This window comes from Planococcus sp. 107-1, assembly GCF_021513255.1.
Lineage (GTDB): Bacteria > Bacillota > Bacilli > Bacillales_A > Planococcaceae > Planococcus.
In genome coordinates this window covers 468,754-487,870 of sequence record NZ_CP090977.1, presented here as the reverse complement: position 1 = coordinate 487,870, position 19,117 = coordinate 468,754, and the positions used below count along the sequence as shown (strand labels likewise).

Genomic DNA, 19,117 nt, shown 5'->3' with positions numbered 1-19,117 from the left:
TAAATCAAAATATAATCTTCCTGCAAATGATTTCTGACATAAAAAAATAAGCACAGCGAGATCGCTGTGCTTACTTGAAAGATTACGGTCCCGACCGGGATCGAACCGGCGATCTCCTGCGTGACAGGCAGGCATGTTAACCGCTACACCACGGGACCAAAAAAAAATCAGCCCAGCGACGTCCTACTCTCACAGGGGGAGACCCCCAACTACCATCGGCGCAAAAGAGCTTAACTTCCGTGTTCGGGATGGGAACGGGTGTGGCCTCTTTGCCATCATCACTGGACTATTTTTTTCAGAGTGACTTGTTCACTCAAAACTGGATATTCGACATTGAATACAGGAAACGCGCGCTTCAGAAAGCAATTTGGTTAAGTCCTCGATCGATTAGTATTCGTCAGCTGCACGTGTCGCCACGCTTCCACCTCGAACCTATCTACCTCATCGTCTTTGAGGGATCTTACTTGCTTGCGCAATGGGAAATCTCATCTTGAGGGGGGGCTTCGTGCTTAGATGCTTTCAGCACTTATCCCGGCCACACATAGCTACCCAGCGATGCCCTTGGCAGAACAACTGGTACACCAGCGGTGTGTCCATCCCGGTCCTCTCGTACTAAGGACAGCTCCTCTCAAATTTCCTGCGCCCGCGACGGATAGGGACCGAACTGTCTCACGACGTTCTGAACCCAGCTCGCGTACCGCTTTAATGGGCGAACAGCCCAACCCTTGGGACCGACTACAGCCCCAGGATGCGATGAGCCGACATCGAGGTGCCAAACCTCCCCGTCGATGTGGACTCTTGGGGGAGATAAGCCTGTTATCCCCGGGGTAGCTTTTATCCGTTGAGCGATGGCCCTTCCATGCGGAACCACCGGATCACTAAGCCCGTCTTTCGACCCTGCTCGACCTGTACGTCTCGCAGTCAAGCTCCCTTGTGCCTTTACACTCTGCGAATGATTTCCAACCATTCTGAGGGAACCTTTGGGCGCCTCCGTTACTCTTTAGGAGGCGACCGCCCCAGTCAAACTGCCCGCCTGACACTGTCTCCCACCCCGATCAGGGGTGTGGGTTAGAATTTCAATACAACCAGGGTAGTATCCCACCGACGCCTCCTCCGAAGCTGGCGCTCCGGGCTCAAAGGCTCCTACCTATCCTGTACAAGTTGCACCAAAATTCAATATCAGGCTACAGTAAAGCTCCACGGGGTCTTTCCGTCCTGTCGCGGGTAACCTGCATCTTCACAGGTACTATAATTTCACCGAGTCTCTCGTTGAGACAGTGCCCAGATCGTTACGCCTTTCGTGCGGGTCGGAACTTACCCGACAAGGAATTTCGCTACCTTAGGACCGTTATAGTTACGGCCGCCGTTTACTGGGGCTTCAGTTCGCACCTTCGCTTGCGCTAAGCACTCCCCTTAACCTTCCAGCACCGGGCAGGCGTCAGCCCCTATACGTCACCTTACGGTTTTGCAGAGACCTGTGTTTTTGCTAAACAGTCGCCTGGGCCTATTCACTGCGGCTCTCTCGGGCTTTAACACCCTACCAGAGCACCCCTTCTCCCGAAGTTACGGGGTCATTTTGCCGAGTTCCTTAACGAGAGTTCACTCGCTCACCTTAGAATTCTCTTCTCGCCTACCTGTGTCGGTTTGCGGTACGGGCACCTCCCGCCTCGCTAGAGGCTTTTCTTGGCAGTGTGAAATCAGGGACTCGAGGATGAATCCTCTTGCCGTCACAGCTTAACGTATCAGGAATGGGATTTGCCTCATTCCACGCCTCACTGCTTGGACGCGCACAACCAACGGCGCGCTCACCTTATCCTTCTGCGTCCCCCCATTGCTCAAACGGCGGGGAGGTGGTACAGGAATATCAACCTGTTGTCCATCGTCTACGCCTATCGGCCTCGACTTAGGTCCCGACTGACCCTGAGCGGACGAGCCTTCCTCAGGAAACCTTAGGCATTCGGTGGACGGGATTCTCACCCGTCTTTCGTTACTCATACCGGCATTCTCACTTCTAAGCGCTCCACCAGTCCTTCCGGTCTGACTTCAACGCCCTTAGAACGCTCTCCTACCACGGACCTCAGACGAGGTCCATCCACAGCTTCGGTAATCCGTTTAGCCCCGGTACATTTTCGGCGCAGTGTCACTCGACCAGTGAGCTATTACGCACTCTTTAAATGATGGCTGCTTCTAAGCCAACATCCTGGTTGTCTAAGCAACGCCACATCCTTTTCCACTTAACGGATATTTGGGGACCTTAGCTGGTGGTCTGGGCTGTTTCCCTCTTGACTACGGATCTTATCACTCGCAGTCTGACTCCCAATCATAAATCACTGGCATTCGGAGTTTGTCTGAATTCGGTAACCCGGGATGGGCCCCTAGTCCAAACAGTGCTCTACCTCCAGGATTCTAAACGATTGAGGCTAGCCCTAAAGCTATTTCGGAGAGAACCAGCTATCTCCAGGTTCGATTGGAATTTCTCCGCTACCCACACCTCATCCCCGCACTTTTCAACGTGCGTGGGTTCGGGCCTCCAGTAAGTGTTACCTTACCTTCACCCTGGACATGGGTAGATCACCTGGTTTCGGGTCTACAACTGCATACTCATTCGCCCTATTCAGACTCGCTTTCGCTGCGGCTCCGCCTTCTCAGCTTAACCTTGCATGCAATCGTAACTCGCCGGTTCATTCTACAAAAGGCACGCCATCACCCATTAACGGGCTTTGACTACTTGTAGGCACACGGTTTCAGGATCTGTTTCACTCCCCTTCCGGGGTGCTTTTCACCTTTCCCTCACGGTACTGGTTCACTATCGGTCACTAGGGAGTATTTAGCCTTGGGAGATGGTCCTCCCGGATTCCGACGGAATTTCACGTGTTCCGCCGTACTCAGGATCCACTCGGGAGATCCGAACCTTTCAGCTACAGGGCTGTTACCTTGTCTCGCGGACCGTTCCAGGTCGCTTCGCTTAAATTCGAATTTTGTAACTCCACAATGAGTGTCCTACAACCCCAAGAGGCAAGCCTCTTGGTTTGGGCTGTTCCCGTTTCGCTCGCCGCTACTCAGGGAATCGCATTTGCTTTCTCTTCCTCCAGGTACTTAGATGTTTCAGTTCCCTGGGTCTGCCTTCTCATGTGCTATGTATTCACACATGGATACCGCCCCATTAAAGGCGGTGGGTTCCCCCATTCGGAAATCTCCGGATCATCGCTCACTTACAGCTCCCCGAAGCATATCGGTGTTAGTGCCGTCCTTCTTCGGCTCCTAGTGCCAAGGCATTCACCGTGCGCCCTTTCTAACTTAACCAAGTGGTTTGTTAAAAAGTGGATCCCAATTGGGATCGTGCTTGCATGAATTGCTTGTTTTCATTTGTTTCAATGTCGTTTTATCCAGTTTTCAAAGAACAAGTTTGAAGTCACAAAACAGGCTCACGCCTGAAGGGTGAACCTTCAAAACTGAACGCAAAACGTCAACACAAGATCTAAGATCTTGTTTCCGAATAAATCCTTAGAAAGGAGGTGATCCAGCCGCACCTTCCGATACGGCTACCTTGTTACGACTTCACCCCAATCATCTGTCCCACCTTCGGCGGCTGGCTCCCGTAAGGGTTACCCCACCGACTTCGGGTGTTACAAACTCTCGTGGTGTGACGGGCGGTGTGTACAAGGCCCGGGAACGTATTCACCGTGGCATGCTGATCCACGATTACTAGCGATTCCGGCTTCATGCAGGCGAGTTGCAGCCTGCAATCCGAACTGAGAACGGTTTTCTGGGATTGGCTCCCCCTCGCGGGTTGGCTGCCCTTTGTACCGTCCATTGTAGCACGTGTGTAGCCCAGGTCATAAGGGGCATGATGATTTGACGTCATCCCCACCTTCCTCCGGTTTGTCACCGGCAGTCACCTTAGAGTGCCCAACTGAATGCTGGCAACTAAGATCAAGGGTTGCGCTCGTTGCGGGACTTAACCCAACATCTCACGACACGAGCTGACGACAACCATGCACCACCTGTCACCGCTGTCCCCGAAGGGAAAGCCTTGTCTCCAAGGCGGTCAGCGGGATGTCAAGACCTGGTAAGGTTCTTCGCGTTGCTTCGAATTAAACCACATGCTCCACCGCTTGTGCGGGCCCCCGTCAATTCCTTTGAGTTTCAGCCTTGCGGCCGTACTCCCCAGGCGGAGTGCTTAATGCGTTAGCTGCAGCACTAAGGGGCGGAAACCCCCTAACACTTAGCACTCATCGTTTACGGCGTGGACTACCAGGGTATCTAATCCTGTTTGCTCCCCACGCTTTCGCGCCTCAGCGTCAGTTACAGACCAGAAAGTCGCCTTCGCCACTGGTGTTCCTCCACATCTCTACGCATTTCACCGCTACACGTGGAATTCCACTTTCCTCTTCTGCACTCAAGTTCCCCAGTTTCCAATGACCCTCCACGGTTGAGCCGTGGGCTTTCACATCAGACTTAAGGAACCGCCTGCGCGCGCTTTACGCCCAATAATTCCGGACAACGCTTGCCACCTACGTATTACCGCGGCTGCTGGCACGTAGTTAGCCGTGGCTTTCTGGTGAGGTACCGTCAAGGTACCAATAGTTAGTTGGTACGTGTTCTTCCCTCACAACAGAGTTTTACGATCCGAAAACCTTCGTCACTCACGCGGCGTTGCTCCGTCAGACTTGCGTCCATTGCGGAAGATTCCCTACTGCTGCCTCCCGTAGGAGTCTGGGCCGTGTCTCAGTCCCAGTGTGGCCGGTCACCCTCTCAGGTCGGCTACGCATCGTGGCCTTGGTGGGCCGTTACCCCACCAACTAGCTAATGCGCCGCGGCCCATCCTGCAGTGACAGCCGAAACCGTCTTTCCGTGAAGCCTCAGGTGAGGCTTCAAACTATTCGGTATTAGCACCGGTTTCCCGGAGTTATCCCGATCTGCAGGGCAGGTTGCCCACGTGTTACTCACCCGTCCGCCGCTAAACGCTTGGAGCAAGCTCCAAGTGTTCCGCTCGACTTGCATGTATTAGGCACGCCGCCAGCGTTCGTCCTGAGCCAGGATCAAACTCTCCATTATAGAGTAGTATTGATTGCTCAATGCTGGCGCATCGCCGTCTCCGAAAAGACGCGCGATTCGCTTTGATCTGGCTAAGCCTGATCAGTAAGTTGTGGCGCGGGACCCGAAGGTCCGTTGCCGATATTGTTGACGTTTTGCTGTTCAGTTTTCAAGGTTCATGTTTTAAAATTATGGAGCGGGTGAAGGGAATCGAACCCTCATCATCAGCTTGGAAGGCTGAGGTTTTACCACTAAACTACACCCGCATATTGTATTTATATTTTAATCAAGAAATTATGGCGCGCCCGAGAGGACTCGAACCTCTAACCGCTTGATTCGTAGTCAAGTACTCTATCCAATTGAGCTACGGGCGCAATGCGATATGGTGCGGCCGAGAAGAGTCGAACTTCCACGGGATTTCTCCCACTAGGCCCTCAACCTAGCGCGTCTGCCATTCCGCCACGACCGCCTAAAATTATTTTAGGGACAAATTCTATTATAATACATTACTAACTCGAAGTCAATAACTTTTTCTTAACTAATTCGCCGTAGATAATAATCTCATTTGGATTGATTCGGTTGATTAAAATGGCTGGGGTACCTGGATTCGAACCAGGGCATGACGGGATCAAAACCCGTTGCCTTACCGCTTGGCTATACCCCAATAAAATGGCGGTCCCGACCGGGATCGAACCGGCGATCTCCTGCGTGACAGGCAGGCATGTTAACCGCTACACCACGGGACCATTTGGTTGCGGGGGCAGGATTTGAACCTGCGACCTCCGGGTTATGAGCCCGACGAGCTACCGAACTGCTCTACCCCGCGACAATATTATTTCATTCTTTATTAAAGTGCATTCTTTCAAAACTTCTCATTAAGTATGTATTTCACAATAACATTCTATGTAAGATATTTCAAAATAAATGGTGACCCCTACGGGATTCGAACCCGTGTTACCGCCGTGAAAGGGCGGTGTCTTAACCGCTTGACCAAGGGGCCTTAATGGCTCCGAAGGTAGGACTCGAACCTACGACCATCGCATTAACAGTGCGGTGCTCTACCACTGAGCTACTTCGGAATAGTGTTGCAAGAACTGTTTAAGTACTTGTCGACTTTTCTTATTATAAAGAGGTCTTGAGGAATCGTCAACACTTTTTTTCATTTCTTTTATTATTTCAGAGAAAGCTTTCCGGAACATCTGCCGCAGCGGTATCTTTCTACATTCATCCGAATTTTCCGAACGTAATTCGTATTGCATGAAATGCATTCGTATACATAGCGTTTGCTTGAGCTAGTGGCTGGCGCGCGTTGGATGGTTGAACAAAAACGCGGTGAGCCGGTTTGCTGCAGCAACTCTCTAAAATCCGCATCACGATGCTTGTATCCTTTTCCTTCTATATGTAAATGATAATGGCAAAGTTCGTGTTTGATGATTCCTTCCAATTCTGCAAAGCCGAATGTTTCGTAAGATTTGGGATTGATCTCGATATTGTGAGACCGCAGCAAATAACGTCCGCCCGTTGTTTTTAATCTCGCATTAAAACTTCCTTCATGGACAAACGGCTTCCGGAAGACGGTATCTGAGATTTCTTTGATCAGTTCTGTCAGTTCTTTGTTGGTCATCGTAACTCCCCTATTTCGCTTATTCAAATAAAACAGCCGCTTCCATTTTAACAGGAAGCGGCTGTTTGTACATGAGCATTTCTTAACCTTACTCGGCTTGATCTGCCGGAGGAAGCATCGTTAAAGCAATACGCCCTTTGTCTTTTTCCACTTTATCAACCCAGGCTGTAACAATGTCTCCGACCGCAACTACGTCAAGCGGATGCTTTACGAACCCTTTTTTCAATTTTGAAATATGGACAAGGCCGTCTTGCTTTACGCCGATATCAACAAAAGCCCCGAAATCCACAACATTTCGGACGGTCCCTTGGACTTCCATGCCTGGCAGCAGATCTTCCATTTTCAAAATATCATTTTTCAATAAAGGCTGCGGGAATTCATCACGCGGATCGCGGTTCGGTTTTTTCAACGCGTCTAAAATATCTTTCAGCGTGATTTCGCCGACTCCCCATTCTTCACTGAGTTCATTCAATTGAAGCTTTTCCAACTTCTCGGAGATCCGTGGATTGCCGACCGATTTCTTGTCTTCGCCGATCAATTCCAAAAGTTTTTCGGCAATGCCATAGCTTTCCGGGTGGATTCCAGTTGCATCCAAAGGATTCTTTCCTTCTGGGATCCGCAGGAAGCCGATTGCCTGTTCATAGGTTTTGGCACCTAGACGCGGAATTTTCTTCAATTGCGCCCGTGATTGGAAGCGGCCATTTTCGTCACGCATTTTGATGACGTTCTCCGCCACGGTTTTGCTGAGCCCCGCTACGTACTGCAATAAAGACGAAGAAGCTGAGTTGACGTTTACTCCGACTTGGTTAACTGCGGTCTCGACTACAAAAGTCAATTGGTCCGCTAATTTCTTTTGCGAAACGTCATGCTGGTATTGCCCGACGCCTACTGCTTTCGGGTCAATCTTCACCAGTTCCGATAAAGGATCTTGCAGACGGCGCGCAATTGACGCAGCACTTCTTTCTTCTACTTGAAGATCTGGGAATTCAGCACGGGCAATATCTGAAGCCGAATAAACACTGGCCCCTGCCTCGTTGACAATCACATAAGAAATGTCCGCACCGGTTTCTGCAATGAAATCCGCAACAAATTGTTCCGTTTCGCGTGAAGCTGTTCCGTTTCCAATCGCCATAATTTCAATCGGATACTTTGAAGCCAACCGTTGCATCGTTTTTTTAGCACCCGCTTGATCATTCTTTGGCGCATGCGGATAAATTACGGCAACTTCGAGCAATTTTCCGGTTTCATCAATTACAGCCAACTTACAGCCTGTGCGATATGCCGGATCGACGCCGAGCACCATTTTGTTTTTCATCGGCGGCTGCAGCAATAAATTCCGTAAGTTTTCAGCGAAAATATGAATCGCTTGCGCTTCCCCTTTTTCACTTAGCTCCGTTCTGATTTCACGTTCTGCTGATGGTTGGATCAGGCGTTTATAGCTGTCTTCAATCGCCGCTTCTACAATTTCAGAAGATGGGCCCGACGCTTTGATCCATTTGTTTTTCATCAATGTAATGATCCGGTCCACAGGCGGATTGACCGCTACTCTCAACACATCTTCTTTTTCTCCACGGTTAATCGCCAAGATGCGATGCGGCACAATTTTTTGAATGGCTTCTTCATATTCATAATACATTTCAAAAACTTGCTTCTCGTCTGTGTGGTTCTTTTTAGCAGCTGTCGAAATCGTCCCATCTTTTCTCGTCATGTAGCGGACTTTTTCGCGAATATCGGCATCATCTGCAAATAGCTCCGCTAATATATCCTGCGCTCCTTGAATCGCTTCTTCCGGAGTCGCCACTCCCGCTTCTTCGCTGACGAATTCTTTCGCTTTCTTCATCGCATCTTCGCGGGAAAAAGCCATTAGCCAATCCCCTAGCGGCTGCAGCCCTTTTTCTTTTGCAATGGTCGCTTTCGTGCGCCGTTTCTGTTTGAAAGGACGGTATAAATCCTCTACACGCTGAAGAACTGTCGCTTGCCGAATCGCTTTTTCCAATTCCTCGGTCATTTTCTCTTGCTCCGTAATCGAGCGGATGACTTCAACTTTTCGCTGCTCCAGGTTTTGGATGTATGTATAACGGTCATCGATCGCTTTAATCTGCACTTCATCGAGTGACCCTGTCGCTTCTTTTCGGTAACGTGCGATAAACGGCACTGTATTGCCGTCTTCGATCAAGTCAATAACTTGGCCGACCTGATTAGGGCGTACCCCTGTTTCTTTTGCAATCAATGCATGGATTTGCTGCATTTCCATTCCAGACACTTCCCTTCATTTCGTAAAAAGCCAGTCCATATTGTTGTTTTCATCGGTATATCGACCGCCGTTTGCTCTCCTCTATTTTAACATAGAAAAAAGAAGCCTCCTCATTTGAGTAGGCTTCCTGCTATAAACGTTGCGTCGTCTCCCGTTTCGATCGACCGCAAAATGTCGTAATAAAGGCGCTCCGGAATTCCGGCTTGGCGCATCATCGCTTTCGGGTTTCTTAGCTCGACCCCATCAGAATGGATCAAGAATAAATCATCTTCTACATACGTATAAAGCTGCGTACGCAATTTTTGTGGGCGGCCGGATAAATAACCCATGACCGGCAACGGATAAATCATCTCGTTTGTGCCTTTTCGGTAAAGGTAAAAACGGATATTCCCTACACAACTGTATTCCAAAGTCTTTTTCTTGAAATCGACTTTGAAAATCGCTACGGCAGCCCCACGTTTTTGCACCATCAATTTATTGAAGCGCTGCATGAGCTCATCAATGGTTTCATGATGGTAATCTTTTAAAATCTGCGGAATGACTTGTGACGATTCGCGCGCCACAGGGCCATTCCCCAATCCATCGGCTATGGAGCAAATGAAATATTCATCCGTTAAAACAGTATGGTAGCTGTCTCCGGACTCATAATTTCCTTTTTTTGCTTCATTGAAGATACAGGCCTCCACGAAACTATGCTGAATTTTCTCCACTATGAAACTCCACCAGCTGCTAAAATCGCTTCCTGCAACTTCTTAATGGCTTTTCGCTGCAATCGGGAAACGTGCATCTGCGAAATTCCTAATTTGTCTCCAGCTTCTTTTTGGCTCAGCTGCTCTATGTAGGTGTATTGGATGATTTGCTTTTCACGTTCCGAAAGCACATTCATCGCATTTGCTACAAGCATGCGCTGATCCACTTTTTCATAGCCATCATCCTCTTGTCCAACCACGTCAAATAAAGTGACTGTGCTGCCGTCGGAATCGGCTTCCAGCGAATGATCCATGGATAAGGCCTGATAGCTTTTCCCCATTTCCATCGCTTCTAGCACGTCATCTTCATCGACATCCAAGTATTCCGCAATTTCCCAGACTTGCGGGGGAACGCTGGAGTTCCCGGGTCAACACTTCAACTGTCGATTTAATCCGCGGCCCTAGTTCCTTGATGCGGCGAGGCACATGAATCGCCCATGTCTTATCGCGCAGGAACCGTTTGATTTCACCGATGATAGTCGGTACGGCAAAAGCTTCAAAACTTCTGCCAAATGACGGATCATAGCGCCGAATAGCTCCTAAAAGGCCGAGCATCCCTACTTGCGCTATATCCTCATGGTAAGATTTACCATTTGAATATTTACGTGCAATTGATTCGACTAACCGTTTGTAATTCAATACAAGATTTGTTTGGGCTTCTTCATCTTCCGTCTTCTGATAAGCCTCGATCCATTCAAGCACCTGCTCTTTGGTCGGCTGATTAGGATGAGATCGTTTCGACATCCTCTTCCACCTGCTCTCCTCCAACATACTTTGTCATGAAGACTGTAACGCCTTCTTGATGATGGACTTTTACTTCATCCATTAAGGTTTCAATCAAGTACAGGCCAAGACCTCCTTCACGGAGAAACGCGCCTTCTTCTTGATCGTGATAAGGACCCACTTTCGCCTTTGTTTCTTCAAAATCGAAACTTTGCCCATGATCCGCAACCATGATTTCGATTTTATCGTTGTACAAAGCGCAGCCAATGACTACTTCGCCTTCTTCACCTTCTGTATAAGCATGTTGAACAGCATTTGTTACCGCTTCACTTGAAGCAATCTTCAAATCTTCAATATCGTCAAACGAAAAACCGATGCGGCTTGCCAAACCAGAGATTGTCAGACGTGCTACACCAACATATTGAGACTTGGCCGGCACTCTCATTTCAACATAATCGAAAGGACGCATATTAATTACCACCTTTTCCAGCTGATTCGATATCCATGATTTCGCCTAGCCCCGTAATATCGAATAGCCGTTTTAGCCGAGACGAGAGCCCTTTTAGCTTAACGTGTCCGCCTTTAGCGTTCACAGATTTATAAAATGCTACAAAAACTCCAAGCCCCGTACTATCCATATAATCAACGTCGGAAAGATCCAACACTGCTTTCAATCCATCTTGGTTTTGGAATGCTTCTAATTTCTCCCGTAATACTGGCGCTGTATGCGCATCGATTTCGCCGCGGATAAAGCCAGTCAGGTTATTATCTATTTCCTCTAAGTTAACTTGAATATTCATCTTTTTTTGACACCCCGTTTTTCTATAATTCACAGGCATTTAAAAAAGCCATCGTAAGTGTATTTACCACAATGACTCTTCATGTAAACCTGATTAGACTTTTTTGTAAATGACTAATGTGAAATCATCTCTCAGTTCCGCATTTTGCATGCGTTCGAGTTCATCGTAGACAAATTGCACGATCCGTTGGGCAGGTTCATCTTTCTTCTGGTCAATCAATGAAAAAATGACTTCCCGCTCGATAAACCCTTCATCCGTCCGGCCTTCTGTTACACCATCGGTCATCATGATTACAAGATCATTCTTTTCCAATTTGACGGTATGCTGTTCATATGAAGCTGCTGGGGAAACGCCCAGCAAGAGCCCTTTGGCATACAATTCTTCAAAGCTATTCGATTTTGCACGGTATAAGATAGCCGGCTCATGCCCAGCTGAACCATAGGTAAGCGTAGAGTCATTCGAATCGTATTTCCCGTAGAACATGGAAACGAACATAGAATCGTCAATGCTCTTTTCGACTACCCGGTTGATGACCCCGAGCACTTCTTTTGGATCTGCCGGAGAATTATTCAAGCTATCCATCCCAAATTTCACCATAGACATACAAAGTGCAGCCGGCAAACCTTTGCCGATAACATCTGCAACTGCAATCCCCGCATGGCCTTCTGAATCACTGATGAAGTATATGTAATCGCCGTTCATCTTGCGCGCTGGAATCGAAAGCAATCCGATATCAAGTCCGCTAAAGCAGGCATCGGTGTTTTCAATAAAGTTTCCTGCACGTTAGCAGCTAAATCCATTTCCACTCGCAGTTCTTCTTGCCGCTGCAAAAGACTTTGCCTTTCTTGAAGCGCTAATCCATAGTTAATCATCATTTCAATCAGAAAATCAAAGGAATGCCATACAAACTCTGGCAATTCCCCGTATATTTCCTGCATGGCCGCTTTGTGCACACTGATTACTTCTTCTGGCGAAATGTTCTCAGAAATCAATTGACGGCTAAAATTCTGGCCAACGTAGAGATTTTGCTCCGACTGTCTTTGCATATATTGGTTTAAAATTTCTTTGTATTGATTTTCAATCTTTTGAACCATTATGCGCTCCTCCTATCGAAGCCATTTTGTTGCTCTTATATCTGTCCCTTCGCCTGGAATCGTTTCGATTCTGAACTCATCCATTAAACGTTTGACACCCGGCAGCCCGGCACCAAGCCCTCCCGACGTTGAGAAACCATCTTCCATCACTTTTCTGATATCCGGAATTCCTGGTCCTTGGTCGGCGGCGATAATTAAAATCCCTTTCAGGCCGTTCTCTGTTAATTGCTGGATTTCAATTCTTCCTTGTCCAGCATACAAGTAGATATTGCGGGCAAGTTCGCTGATGGCTGTCGTGATCCGCGCTTGATCGACAGTTCCGAAGCCAAGTTCTTTTGCCACATTGCGCCCAAGTTGTCTTGCAGCGACAATATCCCATTCCGTTAAAATTTCCACCGAAGACTGGTTGCTCATTCTTAAGCCTCCAATTCCAGTTGAAGTTTATCCAAACCATTTTCTAGATCCAGTGCTGTCATAACATCTTCTAGTCGAATTCCTAACTCGATTAAAGTGATAGCAACTGCTGGTTGGATACCGGTAATAACCACTCGCGCTCCCATTAGGCTTGACATGCTAATGACGTCCCCTAAGACTTTTGCGATAAATGAATCGATAAAATCGATGGATGTCAAATCGATGACTACTCCACGAGCGCTAGTTTCGTGCAATTTCGTCAATAAATCTTCTTGAAATTGAATGGCTGTCTGATCATCAAGCTCCCATTGGATCGAAACAATCAATGTATCTCTAAGCTTTAAAATTGGAATTCGAAAATTCATTGTTCATCAACCTCCACTATTTTACGATTTGTCCATGCCATCGCCTGCTCTACTCCGCGCTGCAAAGTACTGGTAGTGGTGAATTCATTGAGATTAATCCCAAGCGTCACGATTGTCTGTGCGATTTCCGGACGGATTCCGACCAGCATGCACTTCGCTCCGACAAGACGGACTGCATCAGCTGCTTGAATAATATGGTGTGCGACCATCGTATCGACAACCGGCACTCCTGTAATATCCAGCAGCACAACTTCCGCCCGATGTTTGACTACACCTTCAAGCAAATTCTCCATAATCAGTTTTGCACGCTCCGTATCAATCGTTCCGACCAGAGGCATAACAGACACTTTATCAAAAACAGGTATCAATGAGGCTGATAACTCCTGCAAAGCAATTTTCTGCAGACTGACTGTCCGCTCCCACGTTTTCGAATATGTATCGATCGTGCTATCCCGGATTGGATTGATCCAATTCGTAAATTCTTTCGAGAAAGCCCGGAAATTGTTTTCATTGATGATTCCCGCATTTTCCATGCCATCGAATACCACTTCTGAAAAATGAGTGATCGCTTTTGTTACAAATGTCATCGACCAGCCTAGACGGACCACTTTCTCCGCAAAATCATTCAAGCGATTTTCATAGGCTTGATGGCTTTCTAACAAATTTGAAACCATCAGATCAGCAAATTCTTTGCTGGTTTGGTTCATTAAATCCGTCGGCATCACTTGAAAAGAACGTTCGTTCTTCTCATTTTTCATAAGTTCCTGCCAACTTGAGATAATCTCGTTGAAATTATCCTGGATATATCCCGCCATTTGTCTATTCATTTTTTTGAAAAACCCTCCCTATTGCTCTATATAACAGTTGTCTTTCTATTGTATTTAAAATAGCTTATCTTTTATTGTATCGGAAAATATGTTTTTTCACATCTATTTTGTCAGTTGCTTGCGGAAAAGCGGTAAAGTACATGAAAAAAAGCCCGGAGCATAGAAGCTTCGAGCTTTTTTTGGAGTATGTATGCTTAAAACTTCACAAGACCCACACTGATTTCCAAAGCTTCATCCACTTTTTCCATCAAGGTTTCATCCAGCTGTGTAATCTTATCTGTCAGCCGCGACTTATCAATCGTGCGCAATTGTTCAAGCAAGATAACAGAGTCACGCTCAAAGCCATATTTCTTAGCGTTGATTTCAACGTGAGTCGGTAATTTCGCTTTTTGAATCTGTGCAGTAATCGCCGCGATGATGACAGTGGGACTAAAGCGATTTCCTATATCATTTTGAATCACTAGCACCGGACGGGTCCCACCTTGTTCGGACCCGACAACTGGTGATAGTTCTGCAAAAAAAACGTCACCACGTTTTACAATCAAATTGTCAACCCCCGCTTACGAGTCGCACGGTCGTGTGCTCCGCTTCGTATTCTGCATGAGAACATTCACAAGCGATTGAAAGATTGATTTGTGACATCTCCACGTAGCCTTTGATCATTGCTTCCCGAATATGATGTGAATCGTATATGTTCTTCGTTACCCGTTGGGTCGAAACATAAACATAATCACCACGTTCTTGAATTTGTTCATCTGAATGCGCAGTCAATTCTGAGATCATTTGCTTCGGCAGTTTCACAACCACTTCTTTTGTCTTTGACTTCCCGTACACAGCCGACACCTCCAAAATACCGTTCTCTCTATTCTCACCCCTTCATCTTAACATCGAAGCGCCCTATTGAAAAGGCGAAAAAAGGGCTAACATTATTTAACAATAAATTCGAGGGACTCTTTTCGTTAAAATACACGGGATTTCATACGGTATGGTTTCTAATTTCTCCGCCCATTCTTCCATGCGGATCTCCTCATTCCCCTGCTTGCCGATTAAAGTCACTTTTTCTCCGATCGGCAGTTCTTCGGGCAGCTTAATCATGCATTGATCCATGCAAATCCGCCCTACGACTGGCATCCGCATCCGCGCACAAGAACTTCCTGCCCTTGCAGCCCGCGCAGCATGCCGTCTGCATAGCCAATCGGCAAGGTGGCAATCCATTCATCTTCTTCGGCACGATAAGTCGCTCCGTAGCTCAAAGCTTCGCCAGCTTTCACTTTTTTCACATGAACGATTTCGGTCTCCAAGCTCATAGCCGGCGACAATGCGATAGACATTTCATTTTCCACATAGGCAGAAGGTGCGATGCCGTATAAAGAAATGCCGATGCGGACACCGTCATAAGCAAGATCCTGATGCATTATGGCTGCAGCGCTATTGGCTACATGGACCATCACTGCGGAATCCGCTACCGATTCAATAACTGTTTTCATTTCCTTCACTTGCTGTTGGAATAGCTCCCCACTTTCTTCGTCAGCTGTCGCAAAATGCGTGAATAAGCCGTCAAATGAAAAATGGTGCCGGCGGATAAAGTCGATTGCCTGCTTTGCATCTTCCGGAAACACTCCCACTCTTCTCATGCCGCTGTCGATTTTCAAATGAATCTTTAAAGGTGCAAGTTCAGGATGGGCAGCTTTCGACGCCATCTCAAGCCAAGCAAGCGAGATAGCCGCTAGCGTAATTTCTTCCTCCTGCGCCACCGGGATGAAAGCTTCCGGCGTAGCTCCAAGAACAAGCAATTGCGTTTTGATGCCTTGCTGCCGCAAAAATAACGCCTCATCCGGCGTAGCTACTGCAAGGAAACGGATGCCCGAAGCGATTGCACGCCGGGAAACTTCTAAAACTCCATGTCCATAGGCATCTGCTTTCACTACAGCAATGACTTCCGCTTTTCCTGCTTGCTTCTTAAACACTTCCAGATTTTTTTCAATTGCCGTTAAATCGATTATCGCTTTTGTTGGACGGTAGTTTACCATTTGTCATCACCACTTACTTTAGGATTGCAAAAGAACTTGTGCTGCTGCATATTCTTTTGTATGTGTTATTGATACAAGCCCGATTTCTTGCTGCTGAAAGAAAACACTCGGCTTTCCTTTTTCATCTTTGCGGATTTCAATTTCCTGAAATGAACAGGCGCTGCCGATCCCAGTTCCATTCGCTTTTGCAAAGGCTTCTTTCGCAGCAAAACGCCCTGCCAGAAATTCCGTTTTCCGGGCTGCCGACAATTGTTCGTATTCGCTCATTTCCGCTCTGTTAAGATGCGGCGGCGGAACTTGCTTGACCGTGCGTCTAACTTCCGGATGCGGTGAAGTTCCACGATATCCAGGCCGATTCCATTTATCATAGACGTTCTCCTTTCAATAGTAAACCTGAAAAAGGTATAATGGATTTATGAAATAGAGGTGACCAAATGTTTTTACGTACTGAAAGTTTTTCGCAATACTTACGTCTTTATCCTGTAGTTTCCACTTTAATTGCCTTGAACCTTATCGTCCACATCTTGACCTGGATTCCTGGCATCGGCGATCTTCTCTATTATTATGGAGTGGGTTCCAACTTCCTGATCGACGCGGAGAATGGTGGCGTTTCATCACACCTATGTTCTTGCACGGCGGATTGATGCACCTTCTCTTCAATATGTTCTCGCTATTCCTATTCGGGCCTGAGCTGGAGAGGTTGACCGGAAAGGTCCGTTTTATCACCATTTATCTATTGGCTGGATTGGTTGGAACAGCAGCAACTTATTTCCTGCAGCCGTTGGATTATCTCCATGTAGGCGCAAGCGGTGCCATCTTCGGGATTTTCGGCGCATTTGGTGCGTTGCTTTACTACGGCCGGCGTTCGTTGCCGCAGCTGAGACAAATTATACTCCCGATTATCGTAATTAGCATTGTTATGACGTTTTTGACGCCTAACGTGAATGCTACTGCGCATATTGCAGGAATGATCACCGGCTTCTTAATCGGTATGAGCTACTTCCATCCTAAACGGATTGTCAGTTGGAAAACAAAAAAATAAGGTCAGCCGGATAATTCCGGCTGACTTTTTTCATTTTCTTCCGCCTTTTGGTTGGAAGGCTCATACCAAGCAAGGATGCGGCTCGCATCTTGCCGCTCTATATGTTCCACTCGGGCAGTGGCTCCAAGCAAGCCCGACATGATTGTCGCTTGCGCTGAAGCCAAGCTTTTACGCCGTTGGAAATAGCTGCTCGAAATTTCCACTGCTTGAATTCTCTTTTTCATCATGAAGAATGTATGCTTGCTGATGCCTCTAAACTCCATCGTCAATTGCCGATCTGCCAAGGAATAGCCGACCGTCCGGTGCTGCCAGACACCTAGCGCAATAGTTAATGGCACAACGATAAGAGACAAAAGCCCATACGGATAAAAGAAATAGCTCAGCGATCCAATTACAGGAATCATCCAAATAAAGTCCAGACGATAAAAGAAATGGACGCTTCGCTTCGGGGCTTTGAGCATTTCCGGCCGCCATTCCATCTCGGGGAACAGCTCTTCTAAAATTGGAATGAGTGTCTCTTTTTTAGCTAAAGGAAATAGCCTTATTTTCTCATCCTTGTCCCCTAAAGACCCTCCCGCACTTTCAACCGTTACTGTCGCATAGCCGAACCATTCCCGCAAAGGGTTTTGGGAAATTTTAATGCCTTGTACCCGCTTAAATGGCACGGATACCTTCTTTTTCTCCAACAACCCGCGAGTCAAATAAATATGGTCATCATCTGTCTGGATCGTGAATTGATAGTTGGCCAAAATCGTCAAAATGACCGAAATGGCCCAGGCCGCCAGCAATCCCATAAAGATCGTCAACGCGACAATCAAATAACCGAAGCGAAGGAAAATCATGACTTCTTCATAGATTGCGTCGTAAGGGATCAACTCCGAAAACTGCGAAAAGAAAACAGCTACCGCTGAAAGAACAACGCCAATCCCGCCGGAAGTGGTGGCCAAAACCAATAATTCTTTCATGTTCATCCGGTATTTGGTATGAAGAATCTTTTTTCGGCCATTTCAGGTTCCGGTACAGCTATTTCACGCTCGGCACCATCTTCTAAATCTACCGTTTCTCTTTTATGGAACCGCGTTTCGCTTCTTCCATCTTCTCTTCGATCCGATCAGCATCTTCACGTGAGATCGCCGTCAGTTCCGCTTCCGCTTCACCGGTTTTGCCGGTTCCTGCAGTTTCCACTTTCACTTTGACCAAACCGAGCGGACGGTGAAAAATGCCTTCCGTATAATTCAGGCTCTGGATTCGGTCAAATGGGATATAACGCTTTTTCTTAACGAACAATCCGTACTCGATGCGAAGTTCTCCATCTTCAAACCAATAGACGAACCGCTTCCATTTGACGATCCCGCCTACCAAGATGAATAGCAGGACCGCCCCACCAATTATCAGCGGAATCAATCCCTGCCAGCCATTTGAAAACATGCCGCTAATGCCGCCATCCCTGAATAGATTCACTCCGAAAATGACGAGAAAAGGAATCAGCAATTCTTTTAAGCCCTTCAGAAAATTGATAAGCGCTGAGATCGGATGCAATTTATAGTAGGTTTCAGACATCATCTTCCGCCACCCTTGCAAGTACAGAGATGCGGGCTCTCAAATCATCCGCTTCCTCTGTGACCAAAGCAGGAATGGTATGAGTGGTTGCCGCTGTGGAGATGGATATCTCTGCTAGATTATACTTCCTTAAAATAGGCCCTTGTTCTGTATCGACATGCTGCACACGCACCATCGGCACTAAAGTGCGCTTGATGATAAAAAGCCCATGCTGCAGTTCGATTTCCTGCTCCCGCACTTCGTAGCGCCAGCGCTGCCAGCGGATTTTCGGAAACAAATAAATGAAGAGGAAGCCGAAAAGCACTGGAAACGCTATGTAAATCGCATAAAGCCAAGATGGCCATTCAAAAAAGTATGTAAGCACTCCCGCCCCAATCGCAAGCAAGGCAATGACTAAGGTTTCAATCATTCCGTATAAGCGCCAGACCTTTAACCCTTTTACAGAAATTTGATTTTTTGGTTGAGTATCCATTTGCTTCTCCCCGTTTCTATATAGTAACTCTTAATACGATTCAAAGCGGTAAATGTTTCATTCTATTGTAACGCAAATTGAATAAGCAAAAAAAGGCGGATGCGGCAACAGTTTCCTGTTTCCGCA

Annotated in this window: 13 protein-coding genes, 9 tRNA genes, 3 rRNA genes and 5 pseudogenes; 1 reads left to right on the top strand and 29 read right to left on the bottom strand. The window is 47.2% G+C overall.

Annotated elements, in window-relative coordinates; translation table 11 throughout:
- Window positions 1-85: 85 nt before the first annotated feature.
- The 26 genes and pseudogenes from L0M13_RS02770 to acpS form a co-directional block, all read right to left on the bottom strand.
- Window positions 86-158: transfer RNA gene (locus tag L0M13_RS02770), tRNA-Asp, on the bottom strand.
- A gap of 12 nt (window positions 159-170) precedes the next feature.
- Window positions 171-286: ribosomal RNA gene (gene rrf / locus L0M13_RS02765) — 5S ribosomal RNA — on the bottom strand.
- An 81-nt stretch (window positions 287-367) separates the two neighbouring features.
- A 23S ribosomal RNA gene (locus L0M13_RS02760) occupies window positions 368-3,303 on the bottom strand.
- Window positions 3,304-3,508: 205 nt separating this feature from the next.
- Window positions 3,509-5,058: ribosomal RNA gene (locus tag L0M13_RS02755) — 16S ribosomal RNA — on the bottom strand.
- The 16S, 23S and 5S rRNA genes sit together here with 9 tRNA genes alongside, the layout of an rRNA operon.
- A gap of 171 nt (window positions 5,059-5,229) precedes the next feature.
- A tRNA-Gly gene (locus L0M13_RS02750) sits at window positions 5,230-5,303 on the bottom strand.
- A gap of 31 nt (window positions 5,304-5,334) precedes the next feature.
- A tRNA-Arg gene (locus L0M13_RS02745) sits at window positions 5,335-5,411 on the bottom strand.
- A 9-nt stretch (window positions 5,412-5,420) separates the two neighbouring features.
- Window positions 5,421-5,506 (bottom strand) — tRNA-Leu (locus L0M13_RS02740).
- Between the two features lie 120 nt (window positions 5,507-5,626).
- Window positions 5,627-5,701 (bottom strand) — tRNA-Gln (locus L0M13_RS02735).
- A 6-nt stretch (window positions 5,702-5,707) separates the two neighbouring features.
- Window positions 5,708-5,783: transfer RNA gene (locus L0M13_RS02730), tRNA-Asp, on the bottom strand.
- Between the two features lie 3 nt (window positions 5,784-5,786).
- Window positions 5,787-5,863, bottom strand: a tRNA-Met gene (locus L0M13_RS02725).
- A gap of 99 nt (window positions 5,864-5,962) precedes the next feature.
- Window positions 5,963-6,037, bottom strand: a tRNA-Glu gene (locus L0M13_RS02720).
- 4 nt (window positions 6,038-6,041) lie between these two features.
- Window positions 6,042-6,116: transfer RNA gene (locus tag L0M13_RS02715), tRNA-Asn, on the bottom strand.
- 92 nt (window positions 6,117-6,208) lie between these two features.
- Window positions 6,209-6,661, bottom strand: coding sequence for a SprT family protein (locus L0M13_RS02710; RefSeq protein ID WP_235198193.1), 453 nt, complete (start codon window positions 6,659-6,661; stop codon window positions 6,209-6,211).
- An 88-nt stretch (window positions 6,662-6,749) separates the two neighbouring features.
- Window positions 6,750-8,915, bottom strand: a complete 2,166-nt coding sequence (locus L0M13_RS02705) for a Tex family protein (RefSeq protein ID WP_311195616.1) — start codon at window positions 8,913-8,915, stop codon at window positions 6,750-6,752.
- Between the two features lie 110 nt (window positions 8,916-9,025).
- Window positions 9,026-9,625 carry a PP2C family serine/threonine-protein phosphatase gene (locus L0M13_RS02700; RefSeq protein ID WP_235198192.1) on the bottom strand — a complete coding sequence of 200 codons (600 nt, stop codon included), beginning with the start codon at window positions 9,623-9,625 and terminating at the stop codon, window positions 9,026-9,028.
- Window positions 9,625-10,408, bottom strand: a pseudogene (gene sigB, locus L0M13_RS02695) (RNA polymerase sigma factor SigB). The gene L0M13_RS02700 and the pseudogene sigB overlap by 1 nt, the downstream one beginning before the upstream one ends.
- Entirely contained in the window at window positions 10,386-10,856 is a 471-nt protein-coding gene (gene rsbW / locus L0M13_RS02690) for an anti-sigma B factor RsbW (RefSeq protein ID WP_235198191.1), read from the bottom strand. Before rsbW ends, sigB begins: the two are co-directional and overlap by 23 nt.
- Window position 10,857: 1 nt before the next feature.
- Window positions 10,858-11,187, bottom strand: coding sequence for an anti-sigma factor antagonist (locus L0M13_RS02685; RefSeq protein WP_235198190.1), 330 nt, complete (start codon window positions 11,185-11,187; stop codon window positions 10,858-10,860).
- Window positions 11,188-11,280: 93 nt separating this feature from the next.
- A pseudogene (locus L0M13_RS02680) lies at window positions 11,281-12,281 on the bottom strand (PP2C family protein-serine/threonine phosphatase).
- A 12-nt stretch (window positions 12,282-12,293) separates the two neighbouring features.
- Window positions 12,294-12,695 (bottom strand): anti-sigma regulatory factor, encoded by a 402-nt coding sequence (locus tag L0M13_RS02675; protein ID WP_235198189.1) that lies wholly within the window; start codon window positions 12,693-12,695, stop codon window positions 12,294-12,296.
- 2 nt (window positions 12,696-12,697) lie between these two features.
- A complete protein-coding gene (locus tag L0M13_RS02670; RefSeq protein ID WP_036807366.1) occupies window positions 12,698-13,060 on the bottom strand; it encodes an STAS domain-containing protein in 363 nt (120 codons plus the stop codon).
- A complete protein-coding gene (locus tag L0M13_RS02665) occupies window positions 13,057-13,887 on the bottom strand; it encodes an RsbT co-antagonist protein RsbRA (protein WP_235198188.1) in 831 nt (276 codons plus the stop codon). Before L0M13_RS02665 ends, L0M13_RS02670 begins: the two co-directional genes overlap by 4 nt.
- Window positions 13,888-14,081: 194 nt before the next feature.
- Window positions 14,082-14,432, bottom strand: a complete 351-nt coding sequence (locus tag L0M13_RS02660; protein ID WP_052653123.1) for a type II toxin-antitoxin system PemK/MazF family toxin — start codon at window positions 14,430-14,432, stop codon at window positions 14,082-14,084.
- A 4-nt stretch (window positions 14,433-14,436) separates the two neighbouring features.
- Window positions 14,437-14,721 (bottom strand): transcriptional regulator, encoded by a 285-nt coding sequence (locus L0M13_RS02655; RefSeq protein WP_110925660.1) that lies wholly within the window; start codon window positions 14,719-14,721, stop codon window positions 14,437-14,439.
- A 96-nt stretch (window positions 14,722-14,817) separates the two neighbouring features.
- A pseudogene (gene alr / locus L0M13_RS02650) lies at window positions 14,818-15,917 on the bottom strand (alanine racemase).
- Window positions 15,918-15,935: 18 nt separating this feature from the next.
- A pseudogene (gene acpS / locus L0M13_RS02645) lies at window positions 15,936-16,285 on the bottom strand (holo-ACP synthase).
- A gap of 66 nt (window positions 16,286-16,351) precedes the next feature.
- Between acpS and L0M13_RS02640 the strand changes: the two are divergent.
- Window positions 16,352-16,959: pseudogene (locus L0M13_RS02640) on the top strand (rhomboid family intramembrane serine protease).
- A 2-nt stretch (window positions 16,960-16,961) separates the two neighbouring features.
- On the opposite strand, the gene L0M13_RS02635 reads toward L0M13_RS02640, so the two are convergent.
- From L0M13_RS02635 to L0M13_RS02625, 3 genes are all read right to left on the bottom strand, one after another.
- Window positions 16,962-17,924 carry a PH domain-containing protein gene (locus L0M13_RS02635; RefSeq protein ID WP_235198187.1) on the bottom strand — a complete coding sequence of 321 codons (963 nt, stop codon included), beginning with the start codon at window positions 17,922-17,924 and terminating at the stop codon, window positions 16,962-16,964.
- Between the two features lie 88 nt (window positions 17,925-18,012).
- Window positions 18,013-18,519: a PH domain-containing protein gene (locus tag L0M13_RS02630; RefSeq protein WP_235198186.1), complete on the bottom strand. Its 507-nt coding sequence runs from the start codon at window positions 18,517-18,519 to the stop codon at window positions 18,013-18,015.
- Window positions 18,512-18,991: a PH domain-containing protein gene (locus L0M13_RS02625; protein ID WP_235198185.1), complete on the bottom strand. Its 480-nt coding sequence runs from the start codon at window positions 18,989-18,991 to the stop codon at window positions 18,512-18,514. The genes L0M13_RS02630 and L0M13_RS02625 overlap by 8 nt, the downstream gene beginning before the upstream one ends.
- Between the last annotated feature and the right edge of the window lie 126 nt (window positions 18,992-19,117).